Origin of the sequence: Bacillus cereus group sp. Bce019 (genome assembly GCF_051781745.1) — a bacterium.
Classification (GTDB): domain Bacteria; phylum Bacillota; class Bacilli; order Bacillales; family Bacillaceae_G; genus Bacillus_A; species Bacillus_A cereus.
In genome coordinates this window covers 41,019-57,657 of sequence record NZ_JBPWJX010000008.1, presented here as the reverse complement: position 1 = coordinate 57,657, position 16,639 = coordinate 41,019, and the positions used below count along the sequence as shown (strand labels likewise).

The following is a 16,639-nucleotide window of genomic DNA, read 5'->3' as shown; positions in this document are numbered from 1 at the left end:
AATCTTACTATAATCGCATCATACTTACTTTTAGATAGTAACGTCAATTTTTACGACTTTACAATAAAAAATTCGAATATCTAAAAAATAAAATGCTATAAATAATATTAAAAAGGTTTCCTTAGGAGGAAACCTTTTTTGTTGACCATATATGGCTGTCAATTCGTTTATCTCTTTAATAAAAAAAACACCTTATCAATAGAAGTGAAAATGGTTCAGTATTCTTCTAAAAATAATAACTTATATACCTAAAACAATGAAAGCCCTACCTCTCTTTCATCCTTACGGCTCCTCGTCCGTGCCAGTGTGAATCAGGATTGCAAAAATCAAGTAACTATTTTATCGAAGTATTCAATTAAACTTCGAACATTCATAAATGAAATTAAAAAATAAAAATGGATTTGATTGTAGTAATAACAATAGAGGTAATGCTCTAAAAGTGGTTTGAAAGAGTTGAATGTCTTTGAAATGATAAATTTTCTATAATTATGTTCCCAAAAAATTCAAGATCTTTTTTGGGATATAATACATTATTTGTAATGAACCTTAACAAAAGCTTTTTATCTGATTTTCTGTGATACCTTCAATTAATCCCAGTTCACTAATCAAAAATTCATATGCGTTATCTAACATCTTCTTTTCGCTTGCATTAAGTGCTTTTTCTTTCTGTATACGCATTAAATCACGCACAACTTCAGCACCTTCTTGCATTTTACCCGTCTTTATTTTATCAGTGTTCAATTTATACCTTTGTTTCCATGTAAGTAATCTATCTGATTCCCCATGTTGAAAAATATCCATTATGTGTGCTAATGCGGTTATATCCGTAACTGGACGTATATTCGAATTCAATATTCTCCCTGCTGGAATCATTAGTTCCATATTACTAGCCGACATTTTTATAACATAATACTGTTGTTTTTCTCCTGAGATTTCCTTCTCTTCTATGGCTTTAATTATACCTGCTCCCTGCATTGGATAAACAATGTTATCGCCAATTTGAAACAAATAATCCACCTCCATATATGGTAACCTTCTCAAGGTTAACACACTTTTAGTTTTTTAGCAAAATTTTTATTTTATCATAAAATTATTTTACACGTCAACACTTCAGAAGCAAGAAATTAAATTTACACAATACACTATAAAAATCGCAATTCCATTAACGGTTCCACACACATTCATTCTCTTTTAATACAAAAACACATCACTACATTTAAGTAGTGATGTGTTTTTGTTAAGGCATAAATAAAGATCTACTTTTCCGTCTATATACTAACCTGCTTACTAACTATTTCCCTCGCTAAAAGAAAACTCATAATCACTTGCGCCGCTACTCTACTCGTCATATCCCTGAAATCAAGAGTTGGATCAATCTCTACTATATCCATCCCTTGAACGAGCGGTTCTTTACCAAGGAATTCAATCGCATCTAGTAAAGTCGTACTATCCATTCCACCTGGCCCAATTGCTGGACAACCTGGTGCAAACGCTTGGTCTAGTACATCCATATCAAGAGAAATATAAATAGAAGTCACACCTTGTTTTCTTAACACTTCAATACTTTCCGTGATAATATCTTTTATTTCTCGCTCTCGTACGTCTTTCATTGTATACACTGTTACACCATGCTCTATTGCATATTCATGGTACGCACGTGCATTAGAAAAATTACGAATTCCAATTTGAACAAGTTGTTTCCCTGTAATGACATCATTTTCTAGTAAACTACGGAATGGTGTACCATTTGACGGGCCTCCATCATCTAAATTACGTAAATCATGATGAGCATCAAATTGAATAATTCCGACCTTTCCTTTACTGTTTGCAAAACCTGTTATACTCGGAAAACTAATCGAGTGGTCACCGCCAAGAACGATTGGTATCATGTTCGGGTTTATTTTCGTTACATGACCAACTGTTTTCGCAATTCGTTTATGACTTTCTTTTATATCCGTCACATGCATCGTAATATCGCCGCAATCATATAAGACACTTTCTTTCATATCGTGTTTTTCTGTAATTGCATATGTGCTATATGCATCTAACATCGCACGAATTGTCTTTGGAGCAAAACTTGCTCCTGAATGACTAATAGATGGTTTAGAAAGGGGTGCTCCAATTAAGGCAGCACCGAATATTTCTACGCCTTCCTCCCAATCTTTAATCATCTCACTCCATTTTGTCACTTCACGATCAATAAACTTTGCATTTTTCTTTAAATAGTGGCCGTGCTCCACGATTGTTCACCTCTTGTATATGCAATATTACCATTCTTCCATACTGTATTCACATGACTTACGCCGTAATGATACGGTACGTAAGCATAATTGTAAGCATCCCATAAAACTAAATCTGCCTTACGACCAACTCTAATTTTCCCAGCTACATCACCACGGTTAATAGCATATGATGAGTTAACCGTTACGGCATTCCAAACTTCTTCTGGTGTCATTTTCAGTTTTAGCATCGCAATGCTCATAATAAGCTGAATATTTTCAGTTGGACAGCTACCTGGGTTAAAGTCTGTAGCTAACGCAACTGCAACACCTTCATCAATCATTTTACGACCACGAGCAAAGCTTTCTTTATTTAAATAGAAAGTTGTTCCTGGTAATAATGTTGCTACTGTATTCGAGTTTGCAAGCATTTCAATCCCTTTATCAGAAGCTCCAACTAAATGGTCCGCTGATGCTGCACCGATTTCTGCCGCTGCTTCCGCACCACCAAGAGGGTCGATTTCATCTGCATGAATTTTCACATCAAAGCCAAGCTCTTTCGCTTTTAATAAAAATTCTTTTGATTCTTCCACAGAGAACACACCTGTTTCACAGAAAATATCAACGAACTCCGCTAATTGTTTCTCTTTCATTTCTGGTAATAAATCTAACATCCATTGTAAAAACTCTTTCGATCTACCTTTATATTCTTTCGGAACTGCATGAGCACCTAAAAATGTGGAAACTAAATCGACTGGATGCTCTTTTTGTAATTGTGCTGTTGCCTCTAATTGTTTCCATTCCGTCTCATCATCTAATCCATAACCACTCTTCGCTTCTACAGTAGTAACTCCGAAAGATAGCATACGGTCTAAATGGAATTTCGCTTTTTGAACAAGTTCTTCTTTCGACGCCTTTTTCGTTGCATTTACAGTTGCAAGTATGCCTCCGCCTTGTTCTAAAATTTCTAAGTACGGAACTCCTTGTAGTTTTAGTGCGATTTCATTTTCACGAGATCCACCAAATACAAGGTGAGTATGCGGGTCAACAAGACCAGGAGAAACCATTTTCCCGCCGCAATCAATAACTTCTCTCGCTTGTAATCCTTTCGCTTCTTCCGCTGTTCCAACGAAAGTAATTACACCATTTTCAATTCCAACCGCACCGTTTTCGATAACAGGAAGCGTGTTCATCGCTTCCCGTCTTAACAAGCCATCTTCTTGATCCATTGTTAGTAATTGACCGATATTTATTAGTAAAGTGTCCAGCATGTTTTCTCCTCCTTATTTCATCATCGGAATGTTAACGCCTTTTTCTTTCGCAGTTTCCACAGCTAAGTCATACCCTGCATCCACGTGACGAACAACACCCATACCAGGATCAGAAGTTAATACGCGCTCAATTCGTTTTGCTGCTGCTTCTGTTCCATCTGCAACGATAACCATTCCCGCATGAAGTGAATAACCCATACCAACGCCACCACCGTGGTGAACAGATACCCAGCTCGCACCGTTTACACTATTAATTAATGCATTTAAAATTGGCCAGTCAGCTACTGCATCACTACCGTCTTTCATCGCTTCTGTTTCACGGTTTGGAGATGCTACTGATCCGCAATCTAAATGGTCACGACCAATAACAATCGGTGCTGATAATTCACCATTTGCAACCATTTCATTAATGATGCGACCAAATTTCGCACGCTCACCGTAACCTAACCAACAAATACGTGATGGAAGTCCTTGGAACTCAACTTGTTGACCTGCCATACGAATCCAGTTACATAAATGTTCATTATCCGCGAACTCACGTAAAATTACTTCGTCTGTTTTATAAATATCTTCTGGGTCACCAGAAAGTGCTACCCAGCGGAATGGTCCTTTTCCTTCGCAGAATAATGGACGGATAAATGCTGGAACGAATCCTGGGAAATCGAAAGCATTTTTCAAACCTTCATCGAAAGCAACTTGGCGAATGTTATTTCCATAATCAAATGTAATTGCACCTTTTTCTTGCATCGCAAGCATCGCTTCCACATGTTTTGTCATACTTTCTTTTGATAATTGTACGTAACGTTCTGGATCTTTTTCACGAAGTTTCGCTGCTTCTTCTAATGTGTAACCTACTGGAATATAACCGTTTAATGGATCATGAGCAGATGTTTGATCTGTAACTAAATCTGGCGTAATATCACGCTTCACTAGTTCTGGTAAAATCTCTGCCGCATTTCCTAGCAAGCCAATTGAAATTGGTTCTTTCTTCTCTTTATACTCGTTCGCAACAGTTAATGCTTCTTCTAATGATTCTGTATACATGTCACAATATCTCTTTTCAATACGACGATCGATGCTACGCTTATCAACATCAATAGCAATGACAACACCGCCGTTCATCGTTACAGCAAGAGGTTGTGCACCACCCATACCACCTAAACCAGCAGTAAGTGTTAATGTACCTTTTAATGAACCGTCGAAATGTTGACGAGCTGCTTCACCAAATGTTTCATATGTTCCTTGTAGAATCCCTTGTGTTCCAATGTAAATCCAGCTACCAGCTGTCATTTGTCCGTACATCATAAGACCTTTTTTCTCTAGTTCTCGGAAGTGATCCCAGTTTGCCCATTTTGGTACTAAGTTTGAGTTCGCTAACAGAACGCGAGGTGCATCTTCATGTGATTTAAAAATGGCAACTGGTTTTCCTGATTGAACAAGTAACGTTTCATCGCTTTCTAACGTTTTTAATGAATCTACAATCGCCTGATAGCTTTCCCAGTTACGAGCTGCACGGCCAATTCCGCCATACACAACTAATTCTTCTGGTTTTTCAGCAACTTCCGGATCTAAATTGTTCATTAACATACGAAGTGCAGCTTCTTGCACCCACCCTTTCGTTTGTAACTCTGTACCTCTTGGCGCGCGAATTGTTTGTTGTACTTTTTCCATTTCAATCTCTCCCTTTTCTCATTTTATAGTGCTGCGTTTACGTCTAATCTTTCTTTTATTGAATAATTCGTTTTTAACCAGTGCGCAATATTTTCAATATCCGTTGAGAATATACGGTCATTTTTAATAGATGGCACCTGCTGACGACCTTGATGGTAGAAGCTCTTCGTCACTGTACTCATGTTTTCAATTCCGCGATATTCTGCCGCTTGCATCGCACAAATCATTTCAATTGAAAGAACACGTCTTACATTTTGAATAATTTGATGTGCATGACGTGAAGCGATTGTTCCCATACTTACGTGATCTTCTTGGTTAGCTGATGACGGGATTGAATCAACACTCGCCGGATGTGCTAACGTTTTATTTTCAGAAACAAGCGACGCTGCAGCATATTGCATAATCATTGCACCAGACTGAAGTCCTGGTTCTGGACTTAAAAATGGTGGTAAATCGTTTAACTGCGGATTTACTAAACGCTCAATACGACGCTCTGAAATGTTTGCAAGTTCCGCCATTCCTACTTTTAAGAAGTCCATCGCAAACGCAATCGGTTGACCATGGAAATTACCACCTGAAATTACTTTTTCACCGCCATCAAAGATTAGCGGATTATCTGTTGCGGCATTCATTTCAATTTCTAATTTTTCTTTCACATAATTCAAAACTTGCCAAGAAGCACCGTGTACTTGCGGGATACAACGAAGTGAATAGGCATCCTGTACACGTAGTTCTCCTTGTTTTGTTGTTAACTTACTATCATGAAGAATGTCACGAATTCTGCTTGCTACATCCACTTGCTCTTTATAACCACGTGCTTTATGAACATTTTCATCAAATGCATCAATAATGCCTTGTAACCCTTCAATTGTCATCGAAGCAATTAGTTCAGCTTGATACGCCGTTGCTTCTGCTTCTATATAAGAAAGAACTCCTTGTGCTGTCATCGCCTGCGTACCATTAATTAACGCAAGACCTTCTTTCGCTTCAAGTTCAATTGGCTCAAGCCCTTCTTCTGTAAGAGCAACCATTGCATGAACGCGTTTCCCTTTATAGAACACTTCACCTTCGCCTAATAATACGAGCGCAAGATGAGATAAAGGTGCTAAATCTCCACTTGCACCAAGTGAACCTTGTTGCGGAACGACTGGATGAATTTTACGATTTACAAACTCAAGAAGCATATTTACAACAAGCGGCCTTACGCCTGATACTCCTTTAAGCATCGTGTTCGCTCGTAAAATTAACATTCCGCGCGATACTTCTTCCGGGAATGGATCACCTATCCCACATGCATGTGACTGAATTAAATTATGTTGAAGTGCCTTTACATCATCTTTTTGGATAAGCACATCACTAAACTTTCCAAATCCAGTTGTAATACCGTAAACGACTTTTCCGTCCTCTACAATTTTCTCAACTACTTCGCGGCACTCCGCTACCTTTTGCATACTAGTTGGACAAGCTGTTACACCTTCTCCTTCCAGTAATAACCTCTTCATTTCTTCAACTGTCAATGTATGTCCTGTTAACGTAATCATCATTTTTCCTCCTTAAAAAGGCAAAAGGGGACCTTATCTTTTTAAGACAGACTTCTGTCCTAAAAAAGTAAGGCCCCCTTCTAACTAATAGACTATGGGCAAATCATATGTGATTAATTCCTAAACCAATCGCCTCATGCTCAGATCCTTTTACAGGTGCACCAATCGTTCCATATAATGCAACAGCAACCCATTCGCCTTCTTTTTTCCCGTCGTATGGTGTACCGCGCACAATCGCAAAACGAAGTCCTACTGTACGAAGAACGTCTGCTAACTGAATTTGACCTCTCGTCACTCCGTACAAAGCTTCCATAATTGCATGATAAAGTGCATGTGTTTCTCTGTAAACGTCTGTTTCAATAACTTGGTTGCTTTTAGCCGCTGTTTCCATTGCTGCGACAACCTTTTGCGAATTCATCGAACCCACTTTCCCCGTACAATACTTCCAACCTTTTGGAATGGATAATACAGGACTTTCATTCTCATCCGCAAGTGCCAACAGCATGGCCATACGACCAATTCGATGTGTTCCTTGAAGAAGCATGTGACTCTCTCATTTCTTTTGAATTATTTGAATATTACTTAATTTAAGAATATATGAAAACGGTTAAATCGTCAATAGTTTAAAATCATATTCAAACATTTTTTTCATCCCCCTAATTTTGTGTACACAAATGATTTACACAAAATTTCCAGACGTGCTATAGTCTCACTAACAGATGCAAAGGGGCGAAATTTCAGTGACAAAACGAAAAGATATTCATTTTCGAATTGAAGAGAAATTACTTGAAAGGTTTGAATCAGCACTCCATTACGAAGGTTTAAAGAAAACAGATGTATTAACACATGCAATCCAACAATTTTGTACAAAGGTAGAATGTGACAAAATGAATGATGTAAAACGTCAATATAACGTTAGCAACCATTTACAAACACGCATCGACACACATACACATTACGAAGAAAAACACGTAGATTTAGATAAGATCGTCATTGAACATTTACACCTTCAAGGGGATGAAAATATATTAGAGGTTGGGTGCGCTAATGGAAAATTTCTTTCCCTTTTACAAACAAATGGTCATAAAGGCCCATTAACCGGGTTTGATCAATCCGAAGCTATGCTTGCTGAAGCTGCTAAGACAAATAACTTAATAGAATGGAAACGAGGGGATGCTAGTAAACTCCCTTTCGAAACAAATTGTTATGACCTAATAATTGCAAGACATATGTTATACCATGTGAAAGATGTTAAAAAAACAATTCAAGGCTTTTATAAAGTCATTCGTCCTGGCGGAATACTTTTAGCTACAACAAATTCTAAAGTTTCATTACCTCGTATAGTTGAAATGTGTAACAACATGCTTGACGCATTTGATCTACCGAAAACATCACCAGCAGTCTCTCCATTTTGTTTAGAAAATGGTAAAGAGATAGTAGCATCTGCTTTTCCAACGGTTGAAGAAACAGTTATTCATAATGCGCTCGTTTTTCATCATGCTACTCCAATAGTAAACTATATTTCTAGCATGTTTCCGTCGCTAAATATACCTGATAATACATATCTTCACGCGGAAATGAAGGAATGGCTAAAAGAAGAAGTAGAAAATGAATTATCACTTCATAACGGTATATGGCGCGATCCGAAAACGTTAGCAATTTATCGATGTCAAAAAGAAAAAAGCTAGCATTTGCTAGCTTTTACACGTTTTCTCGTAAAAGTTTCTCCATTACTACATTGCCTTTACCACCATAAAAATTGGTATTATGTTCGTCTGCCACTCCAAAATAAGAGGCAATTGCTATTCCGAATGGCACAAATGCATGCCCTTGTGCTGTAATGATATTTGAGTGTTGCACAACTTCTTTATACACTAAATTTTCTATTGGAAAACAATCGAACTTTTGATAATCTATAGTCGCAGTATAAGAAATCCCCTTAAATAAGCCCGCTTTTGCTAGCGCATACGGTCCAGCGCAAATTGCCGCCACTAATTTTTCTTGTTCATGAAATTGACGAATGATTGAAAAAAGAGATTTTGCATCTTTCAACTGTACTTCTTCTCCACCTGGAATAAGTATCCCCTCATACTCATCTACACGTACTTCACTTACTTCTATATGCGGTTGCACTTGCAAACCTGTTTCACTTATAATCAATTCTTTTGTTAAGCCCGCTGTAATGATTTCAAATTTATTCTTCAGCAATGCCGTTGCTACTGTTATTTCAAACTCTGCAAATGTTGGGTATACAAATAAAAGTATTTTTTTCATAGCCCTCTCTCCTTTAACCAGTACATAAAATATACCTCTAGATCGTCCACTGTTAATCTATTCGTATCCAAATAAGTTACAGGAAATTGTTTATACCAATCTTTTTCCGTTTCTACTAATTTAAATTGCTCCTCAAATGTACTTCTGTTTCTTGTTCTATCATTATTTTTTCTATCATATAAATTACTTTCCGATACATCCAAATAAAAAATAGCATCCGAACGGCATTCTCTTAATTTATATAATTCATCTTTCAATTCAATTTCTATATCCCACTCTTTCCCTATAACCATCGGGTAAAAAAGTGTATAAAATTCGATGTCTTCTGGCCCACGATCAAAAATTACGACTGAATCTTTCACATTTTGAAACTCCTTTATTTTTGCTTCCATAAACATTTTTTGATTCATAATAAACCCTACTTTTGAATTCATATCTAAATTCAATTTTTTTCGCTTCTCTACAATTGGATATGGATTTTCATATATAACTCGAAACCCTCTCTTTTCTAACCTTTTTGCTAATGTTGTTTTTCCGCTAACCATCGGCCCTTGCAGTGAAATTACGTATGTCACACCTCTCATTCCCTTACACTTTAGTACACCTATAATATACAGAATCTTGAAAACTCTCAACATTATATATATCATCTTGTTTCTTATTCTTATCTAACTTATAATGAAAAATAGAGATTATGACGGACGCATCAATAATGTAAGCTTGGAAATCCAAGCTTACATTATTTTTTGCTTTCCCTTTTCTAATAAAAAGAGTATACTAGATTAGAACGTATGTTCTTAATAATTACATACAGTAAGGAGATAGAACAATGGTATACGACACAAAAGCAATTTCTTGGAATGAATCTTTAAAACAACTTCAACGCCGCTATACAAACAAACAAGTTGACCGAAAAGAATTTGAGGATATTGAACTGATGGAATTCTTCCGCGATAACGACTACATTTCTTTACCTACACACATAAGCGGCCTATCAAAAACACGTTTTACTTCTTACTCTATTTTCACAACTGAAGATAAAGATCGTAAAGTTGGCACATTAATCATTGAATATGTAGAAGATGATAATAATAATTTACATGTGGAACAACTATACTTTGTTTAAATGATAACGCTTGGTCAAAATGACCAAGCGTTCTTGCTTTCTATGAATCTCACTGTATATAATATGAATAAAAGAAAACCGCTATCATTAAGGGGGGATATGCTTGCTCGAAGGATGGTTCAGTTGGTTCATTGTATTATGGACGGTTATTTTATTAGGGCTTATGTCTATCGGTGGATACTTTATGTTCAGAAAATTTTTAAAACGTTTACCAAAAGAAGACGGCATGTCCATTTTGGATTGGGAAGAACACTACATAAATAAAACGAGACATTTATGGGCTGACGAACAAAAACAATTGTTAGAAGAGCTTGTAAGTCCTGTTCCAGAACTATTTCGCGATGTTGCAAAATCAAAGATTGCTGGAAAAATCGGGGAACTTGCATTACAAGAAAATGCCTCTCAAATTACACAAGACTTAATTATTAAAGGATATATCATTGCCACACCAAAGCGTGATCATAAATTTTTAATTAAAAAACTACAAGAAAAAAAGATTGATTATTCTAACTATCGATCTTTACTCGCAAAGTAACTTCATATTATTTTCGATAAAAAAGACAGCGCCTTTGACGCTGTCTTTTTTATTTGGTACATATACAGTTTTTAAGTTAGTTTCATATCTTTTTCATTATAAAAACCATCTTCTTTTTCCATTTCCTTTTGTAATTTCGTAAAGGAACGGTACATGGCAATTCTCCATGACACAATCATAGCAAACGCAAGTAAGAAGAACATGCCACTAAGTTGTCCTAAATCAAGAGATTGACTTAAGTATGTTTTAAATACAATCCGCACTACAAGTAATCCAATTAATATAAAAACAAAGGCTTTTGAACGCTTCAAATAAATCTCTTGTCCTCTAATTTCAAATTTAGATGTTTTAATAAGAAAAATAGAGAAAATCAAACCGACACCAATTGCTTCTAACATTTCCGCTGGAGTTAATCGAAATTCAGGAAAAACATACATCAATGCGCCCGTACTCATAAAAAATGGCGGAAGTATAATTTTTTTCAATGTTGCAGGTTTCTTAGCTGCTTTTAAACGAATAAACATCGCACCGACAGCCATACAAACAGCAACGATACTTGATAAAAGAACTATGTTCATATTTTCTCATCCTTTTTTGTGGCTATATGCAAAATATACTTTCATTATATGCTTTTCCGTTAGTATTTCCAACATTTTCGCAGAATAATACTAAAAACCGGTAAAACCACCAAATAAACTTGAGAAATATACGATAATTTTCGTCATCCAGTTAAAGTATAGGAAGACCCCCATAACAATCATAATATATCCTCCGACTTTCATGAAGGCCATACTATTTCTTTTAATCCAAGACATTTTCGTAATAAAGAATGACAGTACGAAAAACGGGATAGCAAATCCAAGTATGTAAGCAATCATGTAAATCATTGCTGATTCTGGGTTTGTTGCTGCTAATCCAATTACGGACACTAGAATTGGTCCGGTACATGGCGTCCACCCTGCTGCAAAGGCTAATCCAATTAGTACTGATCCAAAATAGCCACTTGGACGATTTTTAAATGTAAATTTACGGTCTTGCATTAAAAATTTTGGCTTAAACACCCCGACAATAATTAAGCCGAACACGATGATAAATATACCACCTAACTGTCTGATTAAATCTTTATAGTCAGTAAAGATTCCTCCAATAAAACTTGTACCAAATCCAATTGCAATAAATATAATTGAAAATCCAAGTAAGAAAAACGCTGTATGTATCATACTTCTTTTGCGAAGCATTGCATTTTCTTCTTTCAATTCAGAAACCGACATACCTGTTATGTACGATAAAAACGCCGGATAAAGCGGTAAGCAACATGGGGAAATAAATGATAAGAACCCGGCGCCAAACGCTAAAAAAATACTAATATCTTGCATCATTCCACTCCTCTCCCTAAATATTGTAACAAAAACACATAAAAATACTATGAACAATTCGTGAAATCACTTTTACAACGTGGCAATAAGAAAAACCGTACTTCCTCACAGTTTCTAATAAAACGGTTTCATTTCCTTCTATTATATAGAAAAAACTCAAATGGATTATGAAAACTCCTTTAATTGTCATTACCATAACAAAGGTAACATAGTTTCTCAAATAATTAGCACGTTACTAGTACGTCTATATACATATTGGTTTAAAAAATATTTTTTTCAAATGCTGGCTCTATACAATGCAAAGTTGATTTTATAATACTTCTACTATTAATAATTTCAAGATTATGCATAAATATCATACTTTTATTATTATTCTATAAAATGTCATACTTTTCTTTCATTTGACCCTTTATTTCTAATTTTGTATACTTCCCTCTAGTTATATATTTTCGATACGGAACAACTTCATATAGATGGGAGGAATTTTTCATGCTTCGTTATTCTCTTTTAGTTTTATTAGGAGCGTGTAGTTATGGAATTTTAGCTATTTTTGTTAAGCTTGCATATGCAGAAGGATTTTCACTTGGAGAGGTAATTGGCAGCCAATATTTGTTCGGTTGGATTATTTTGCTTGCTATTACACTTCTATTTTCTAGACATCGCGTTCCTTTAAAGCAAGCATTACTTTTATTCGTTGCAGGAACATCTGCAAGTTTTACCGGAATTTTTTATTATGCTTCATTAAAAACTGTACCAGCTTCTATTGCAATTATTCTTTTATTCCAATTTGTTTGGGTCGGAATTATCATTGAAGCAGTCGCAACAAAAACATTACCTTCAAGAGAAAAAGTTATTTCTGTTATTTTCTTACTTGTAGGGACATTTTTATCAAGTGGTTTACTTGAACAATCAGCAGGTGCTTTCAATACGACTGGGATCATTTTAGGTTTATTATCTGCTGTTACATTCGCAACATACATTTTCGTGAGCGGAAAAGTTGCTGTTGAAGTACCTTCATTACCGCGCGGTGTTCTCTTAATGACTGGTGCTTTAACTTTAGTCATGATTGTATTCCCACCAACATTTATTTTTAATGGTGCCATTTCTCAAGGTCTTTGGAAATACGGTTTAGGATTAGGAACATTTAGTATCGTAATTCCATCTATTGCCTTTACAATCGGTATTCCAAAAATCGGTTCTGGCTTAGCAACTATTCTTGGTGCAGCGGAACTACCAGTTACAACAATTATGTCCGTATTCGTTTTAAAAGAGGCTGTACTATCTTCACAATGGTTCGGTGTATCACTTATTTTAATCGGGATTGCAATCCCGCAAATTGCATACGCAATGCGTGGACGTTATCGTAAACATCATACGCATAAAAAAGTCGCAGCATAAAGCGAAACTTTAATTAGTTGAACCAATCGGACTGCCCATTAATACGGGATAAACGAGAGAGGATTTTCATTTGAGAATCCTCTCTTTTATTGTTGTATACTTATGATAAATATTTTGCTGAAGAAAGAAGGCATACTACATGGTATCTATTTCAAATCAACTAAAAGAAAAACTTATTTCCATCCGTCGACATTTACATGAGTATCCAGAACTATCGTATGAAGAGTTCGAAACAACAAAAGCAATAAAAAATTGGTTAGAAGAAAAAAACATTACTATCATTGACTCCAATTTAGAAACAGGAATTATCGCTGAAGTGTCTGGTAATAAAAACGGGCCAATTGTAGCAGTTCGTGCTGATATTGATGCCCTTCCTATTCAAGAAGAAACACATTTGTCCTATGCATCTAAAGTACGAGGAAAAATGCATGCTTGTGGACACGATTTTCATACAGCTGCCATTTTAGGTACTGCTTTCTTATTAAAAGAAAGAGAATCTTCCCTAAATGGAACGGTTCGCTTCATATTCCAACCAGCTGAAGAAAGTAGTAATGGCGCTTGCAAAGTTATTGATGCTGGACATTTACGTAATGTGCAAGCGATTTTCGGCATGCATAATAAACCTGATTTACCAGTAGGTACAATTGGCATTAAAGATGGTCCACTGATGGCTGGAGTTGATCGATTTGAAATTGAAATTCACGGAGTTGGTACACACGCGGCTGTACCAGATGCTGGCGTAGATCCTATTGTCGCATCCTCTCAAATTGTGATGGCACTGCAAACAATTGTAAGCCGAAATATAAGTTCATCTCATAATGCGGTTGTTAGTGTTACAAATATTCACGCAGGAAATACGTGGAACGTAATTCCTGAAAAAGCTACGTTAGAAGGAACGATTCGCACGTTCCAAGCTGAAACACGTGAAAAGATTCCAGCACTCATGGAGCGTATTATTAAAGGTGTATCTGATGCATTAGGTGTAAAAACGAAATTCCGTTTTTATTCAGGTCCTCCTGCTGTTCACAACGATAAAGCTCTTACAGACTTATCTACTCAAGTTGCCACAAAGATGAATCTTAATATCATCTCGCCTAGTCTATCAATGGCTGGAGAAGATTTCTCATTTTACCAACAGGAAATACCAGGTTCATTCGTCTTTATGGGAACGAGCGGTACACATGAATGGCATCATCCTGCTTTTACAATTAATGAAGAGGCACTGCCTATAAGTGCAGAATACTTTGCTTTACTAGCCGAAAGAGCACTTAAACAATTCTCATAAAAAAAGCCGTTCAAAGTGCATCTCAGCACCCTGAACGGCTTTTCTTATTAAGTTAAATCACGTTTTAAAAACACAGTATATGAAATACATAAAAATACGAACAAATAAAGTAGCAACATACATGATGCAAACGGGAATGTTACTCCATCAATAAAACTTCCGTTCTTTGAAATACTATATAAATCTGTGTTTGCTGGCAATAAATATTTCGCCCAGTTATATCTAGTGGCTGCTAATAACGCAATATTGCCTGATAAAGCAAGGAATAGTGAAATACCAATTGCACCTCCACTAGATCTCGTTAACACAGAAATCATAAATGCAAACGATGCGTACACAACCGTTGGTAACCACGATAAAACATAATATTTACTTGCTTCTACAAAAATGTTTTGTTTTATTATATTTCCATCTTGGAAAATAAACTCACTCCATGCAGGCTGTTGGAATTTATAAATAACAAGTCCACATAAAGCGGAGAAGATCATATTAAATATAAATAATAAAGCTGCAAATATAACGATTGCTAAAAATTTTGCTGTTAAAATTTTAAAGCGACTCGCTGGTCGTATCGTTAAAAATTTATATGTTCCCCAGCTATATTCATTCGCAAAAATTGTACTTGCATACACGAGGATAAATGGGAGCAAAATTGGAAATACGATAAAACCTGTATCTCTCATGAAAGAAAGTGGAGAACTGCTTGCCGGTGCTGTATCCGTATCTAAATGCTTCATCTTAAGCTGGTATTCTTTTACAAGCTCATCCCCTGATTTTTCTGCTAAAATAGCTTCTTTTTTCATGCCAAGCTTTTTCTCAATTTCTACAGTTCGTTCTGTATAATCTACTTTCCATCCTTTTGTTTCCGGTTCAAAATACTTTACCGTAACCCATCCTAATCCGATTATTAATACTGCAATAACTGCAAATGGAATAATCGTTCGCTTCCGCTTAAATATTTTATACAGTTCGTTATATACTAAATTAAACAATATCTTTTCCCCCTGTTAATTCTAAAAATTGCTCTTCTAACGTTTTTCTTTCTTCATATACACGATACACTTGAATATTTTTCTCAAGCAATGTACGAATAACATTTGGGATTTCTTCATCTTTTACATTAATAAGTAATTCATTATCTTTTACTAAAACATCATGCCCTAATATTTCTGCTGCTTTATTCGCATCATCTACACGTATACGGATCGTCTCCATCTCTTCGCTTTGGCTATGCTGAATATTTTGCGTAGCCACATATTCCCCGTGCTGAATAATGATAACTCTGTCACACATTAATTCAACTTCTGAAAGTAAGTGACTTGATACAAGTACAGCTTTTCCTTGTTCATGTGCAATTTTTTTTATGTACATTCTCATTTCATGTATTCCACTAGGGTCTAATCCATTTGTCGGTTCATCTAGTATCAACACGTCTGGATCGTGAATAAGTGCCTGAGCGATTCCTAAACGTTGTCTCATGCCGAGTGAATACGCTTTTACTTTGCGATCAATTACTTGTCCCATCCCTAACAATTTCACTACTTCATCGATACGTTCTTCGGTCACATTACCATTCATTCGTCCGAAATATGTTAAATTTTCATAGCCGCTCAAAAAAGGATAAAATTCAGGTGTCTCAATTACCGCTCCAATTTTCGCAGCTGTTTTTTCGAATTGCTGTTTCACAGATTGACCATCAATCCATACTTCACCTTCTGTCATACGGATCATACCAACCATCATTCTCATTAAAGTCGTTTTTCCAGCACCGTTTGGTCCGAGTAAACCGACAACCTCGCCTTTTTTCACTTCAAAACTAATATTTTGTACAAGTGTCTTTGATCCGATTCGCTTCGTTAACCGATCGACTTTTACAATTGATTGTTCATTTGTCATTCTATACAACCTTTCCTTCCCATTCTTTGTCAGGTCTTTTCACTGTA

The 16,639-nt window shown here is 36.0% G+C and carries 18 protein-coding genes; 5 read left to right on the top strand and 13 right to left on the bottom strand.

Annotation, left to right across the window (positions count from 1 at the left end):
* Positions 1-546: 546 nt before the first annotated feature.
* The 6 genes from ACS2QP_RS13445 to hutP form a co-directional block, all read right to left on the bottom strand.
* Complete coding sequence (locus ACS2QP_RS13445) at positions 547-1,008, bottom strand: CarD family transcriptional regulator (RefSeq protein ID WP_170317877.1); 462 nt, start codon at positions 1,006-1,008, stop codon at positions 547-549.
* 260 nt (positions 1,009-1,268) lie between these two features.
* Positions 1,269-2,240: a formimidoylglutamase gene (gene hutG / locus ACS2QP_RS13440; RefSeq protein ID WP_326263243.1), complete on the bottom strand. Its 972-nt coding sequence runs from the start codon at positions 2,238-2,240 to the stop codon at positions 1,269-1,271.
* Positions 2,219-3,490 carry an imidazolonepropionase gene (gene hutI / locus ACS2QP_RS13435; protein WP_153582452.1) on the bottom strand — a complete coding sequence of 424 codons (1,272 nt, stop codon included), beginning with the start codon at positions 3,488-3,490 and terminating at the stop codon, positions 2,219-2,221. Before hutI ends, hutG begins: the two co-directional genes overlap by 22 nt.
* A gap of 12 nt (positions 3,491-3,502) precedes the next feature.
* Positions 3,503-5,161, bottom strand: a complete 1,659-nt coding sequence (hutU, locus tag ACS2QP_RS13430; protein WP_438882504.1) for a urocanate hydratase — start codon at positions 5,159-5,161, stop codon at positions 3,503-3,505.
* A gap of 23 nt (positions 5,162-5,184) precedes the next feature.
* Positions 5,185-6,702, bottom strand: a complete 1,518-nt coding sequence (gene hutH / locus ACS2QP_RS13425; RefSeq protein WP_000631872.1) for a histidine ammonia-lyase — start codon at positions 6,700-6,702, stop codon at positions 5,185-5,187.
* 103 nt (positions 6,703-6,805) lie between these two features.
* A complete protein-coding gene (gene hutP / locus ACS2QP_RS13420) occupies positions 6,806-7,246 on the bottom strand; it encodes a hut operon transcriptional regulator HutP (protein WP_000926516.1) in 441 nt (146 codons plus the stop codon).
* A 196-nt stretch (positions 7,247-7,442) separates the two neighbouring features.
* Between hutP and ACS2QP_RS13415 the strand changes: the two genes are divergently transcribed.
* The gene (locus ACS2QP_RS13415) at positions 7,443-8,390 is read left to right on the top strand and encodes a class I SAM-dependent methyltransferase (RefSeq protein WP_438882503.1); all 948 of its coding nucleotides are present in this window, start codon (positions 7,443-7,445) and stop codon (positions 8,388-8,390) included.
* Between the two features lie 13 nt (positions 8,391-8,403).
* Here the strand turns inward: ACS2QP_RS13415 and ACS2QP_RS13410 are convergent, their stop codons facing one another.
* Both ACS2QP_RS13410 and ACS2QP_RS13405 read right to left on the bottom strand, forming a co-directional pair.
* Entirely contained in the window at positions 8,404-8,976 is a 573-nt protein-coding gene (locus ACS2QP_RS13410; RefSeq protein ID WP_326263240.1) for a DJ-1/PfpI family protein, read from the bottom strand.
* Positions 8,973-9,560 carry an AAA family ATPase gene (locus ACS2QP_RS13405; protein ID WP_332284452.1) on the bottom strand — a complete coding sequence of 196 codons (588 nt, stop codon included), beginning with the start codon at positions 9,558-9,560 and terminating at the stop codon, positions 8,973-8,975. The genes ACS2QP_RS13410 and ACS2QP_RS13405 overlap by 4 nt, the downstream gene beginning before the upstream one ends.
* A 245-nt stretch (positions 9,561-9,805) precedes the next feature.
* Here ACS2QP_RS13405 and ACS2QP_RS13400 point away from each other — a divergent pair, with 245 nt between their 5' ends.
* Positions 9,806-10,102, top strand: a complete 297-nt coding sequence (locus tag ACS2QP_RS13400; protein ID WP_000262401.1) for a hypothetical protein — start codon at positions 9,806-9,808, stop codon at positions 10,100-10,102.
* A 103-nt stretch (positions 10,103-10,205) separates the two neighbouring features.
* Positions 10,206-10,637, top strand: coding sequence for a DUF2621 domain-containing protein (locus ACS2QP_RS13395; protein ID WP_000889373.1), 432 nt, complete (start codon positions 10,206-10,208; stop codon positions 10,635-10,637).
* Positions 10,638-10,708: 71 nt separating this feature from the next.
* On the opposite strand, the gene ACS2QP_RS13390 is transcribed toward ACS2QP_RS13395, so the two are convergent.
* The 3 genes from ACS2QP_RS13390 to ACS2QP_RS13380 form a co-directional block, all read right to left on the bottom strand.
* Positions 10,709-11,215, bottom strand: a complete 507-nt coding sequence (locus ACS2QP_RS13390) for a CcdC family protein (protein WP_001028440.1) — start codon at positions 11,213-11,215, stop codon at positions 10,709-10,711.
* Positions 11,216-11,305: 90 nt separating this feature from the next.
* Complete coding sequence (gene ccdA / locus ACS2QP_RS13385; protein ID WP_001152676.1) at positions 11,306-12,013, bottom strand: cytochrome c-type biogenesis protein CcdA; 708 nt, start codon at positions 12,011-12,013, stop codon at positions 11,306-11,308.
* A gap of 16 nt (positions 12,014-12,029) precedes the next feature.
* The gene (locus ACS2QP_RS13380; RefSeq protein WP_332284463.1) at positions 12,030-12,179 is read right to left on the bottom strand and encodes a peptidase T; all 150 of its coding nucleotides are present in this window, start codon (positions 12,177-12,179) and stop codon (positions 12,030-12,032) included.
* Between the two features lie 323 nt (positions 12,180-12,502).
* Here ACS2QP_RS13380 and ACS2QP_RS13375 point away from each other — a divergent pair, with 323 nt between their 5' ends.
* Entirely contained in the window at positions 12,503-13,411 is a 909-nt protein-coding gene (locus ACS2QP_RS13375) for an EamA family transporter (RefSeq protein ID WP_061457608.1), read from the top strand.
* 139 nt (positions 13,412-13,550) lie between these two features.
* Positions 13,551-14,696, top strand: coding sequence for a M20 peptidase aminoacylase family protein (locus ACS2QP_RS13370; RefSeq protein WP_000253675.1), 1,146 nt, complete (start codon positions 13,551-13,553; stop codon positions 14,694-14,696).
* Positions 14,697-14,743: 47 nt separating this feature from the next.
* Here ACS2QP_RS13370 and ACS2QP_RS13365 read toward each other — a convergent pair whose 3' ends face one another.
* Together ACS2QP_RS13365 and ACS2QP_RS13360 are read right to left on the bottom strand one after the other, a co-directional pair.
* The gene (locus ACS2QP_RS13365) at positions 14,744-15,688 is read right to left on the bottom strand and encodes an ABC transporter permease (RefSeq protein ID WP_000482759.1); all 945 of its coding nucleotides are present in this window, start codon (positions 15,686-15,688) and stop codon (positions 14,744-14,746) included.
* Positions 15,681-16,592: an ABC transporter ATP-binding protein gene (locus tag ACS2QP_RS13360; RefSeq protein WP_000180622.1), complete on the bottom strand. Its 912-nt coding sequence runs from the start codon at positions 16,590-16,592 to the stop codon at positions 15,681-15,683. Before ACS2QP_RS13360 ends, ACS2QP_RS13365 begins: the two co-directional genes overlap by 8 nt.
* Positions 16,593-16,639: the final 47 nt, after the last annotated feature.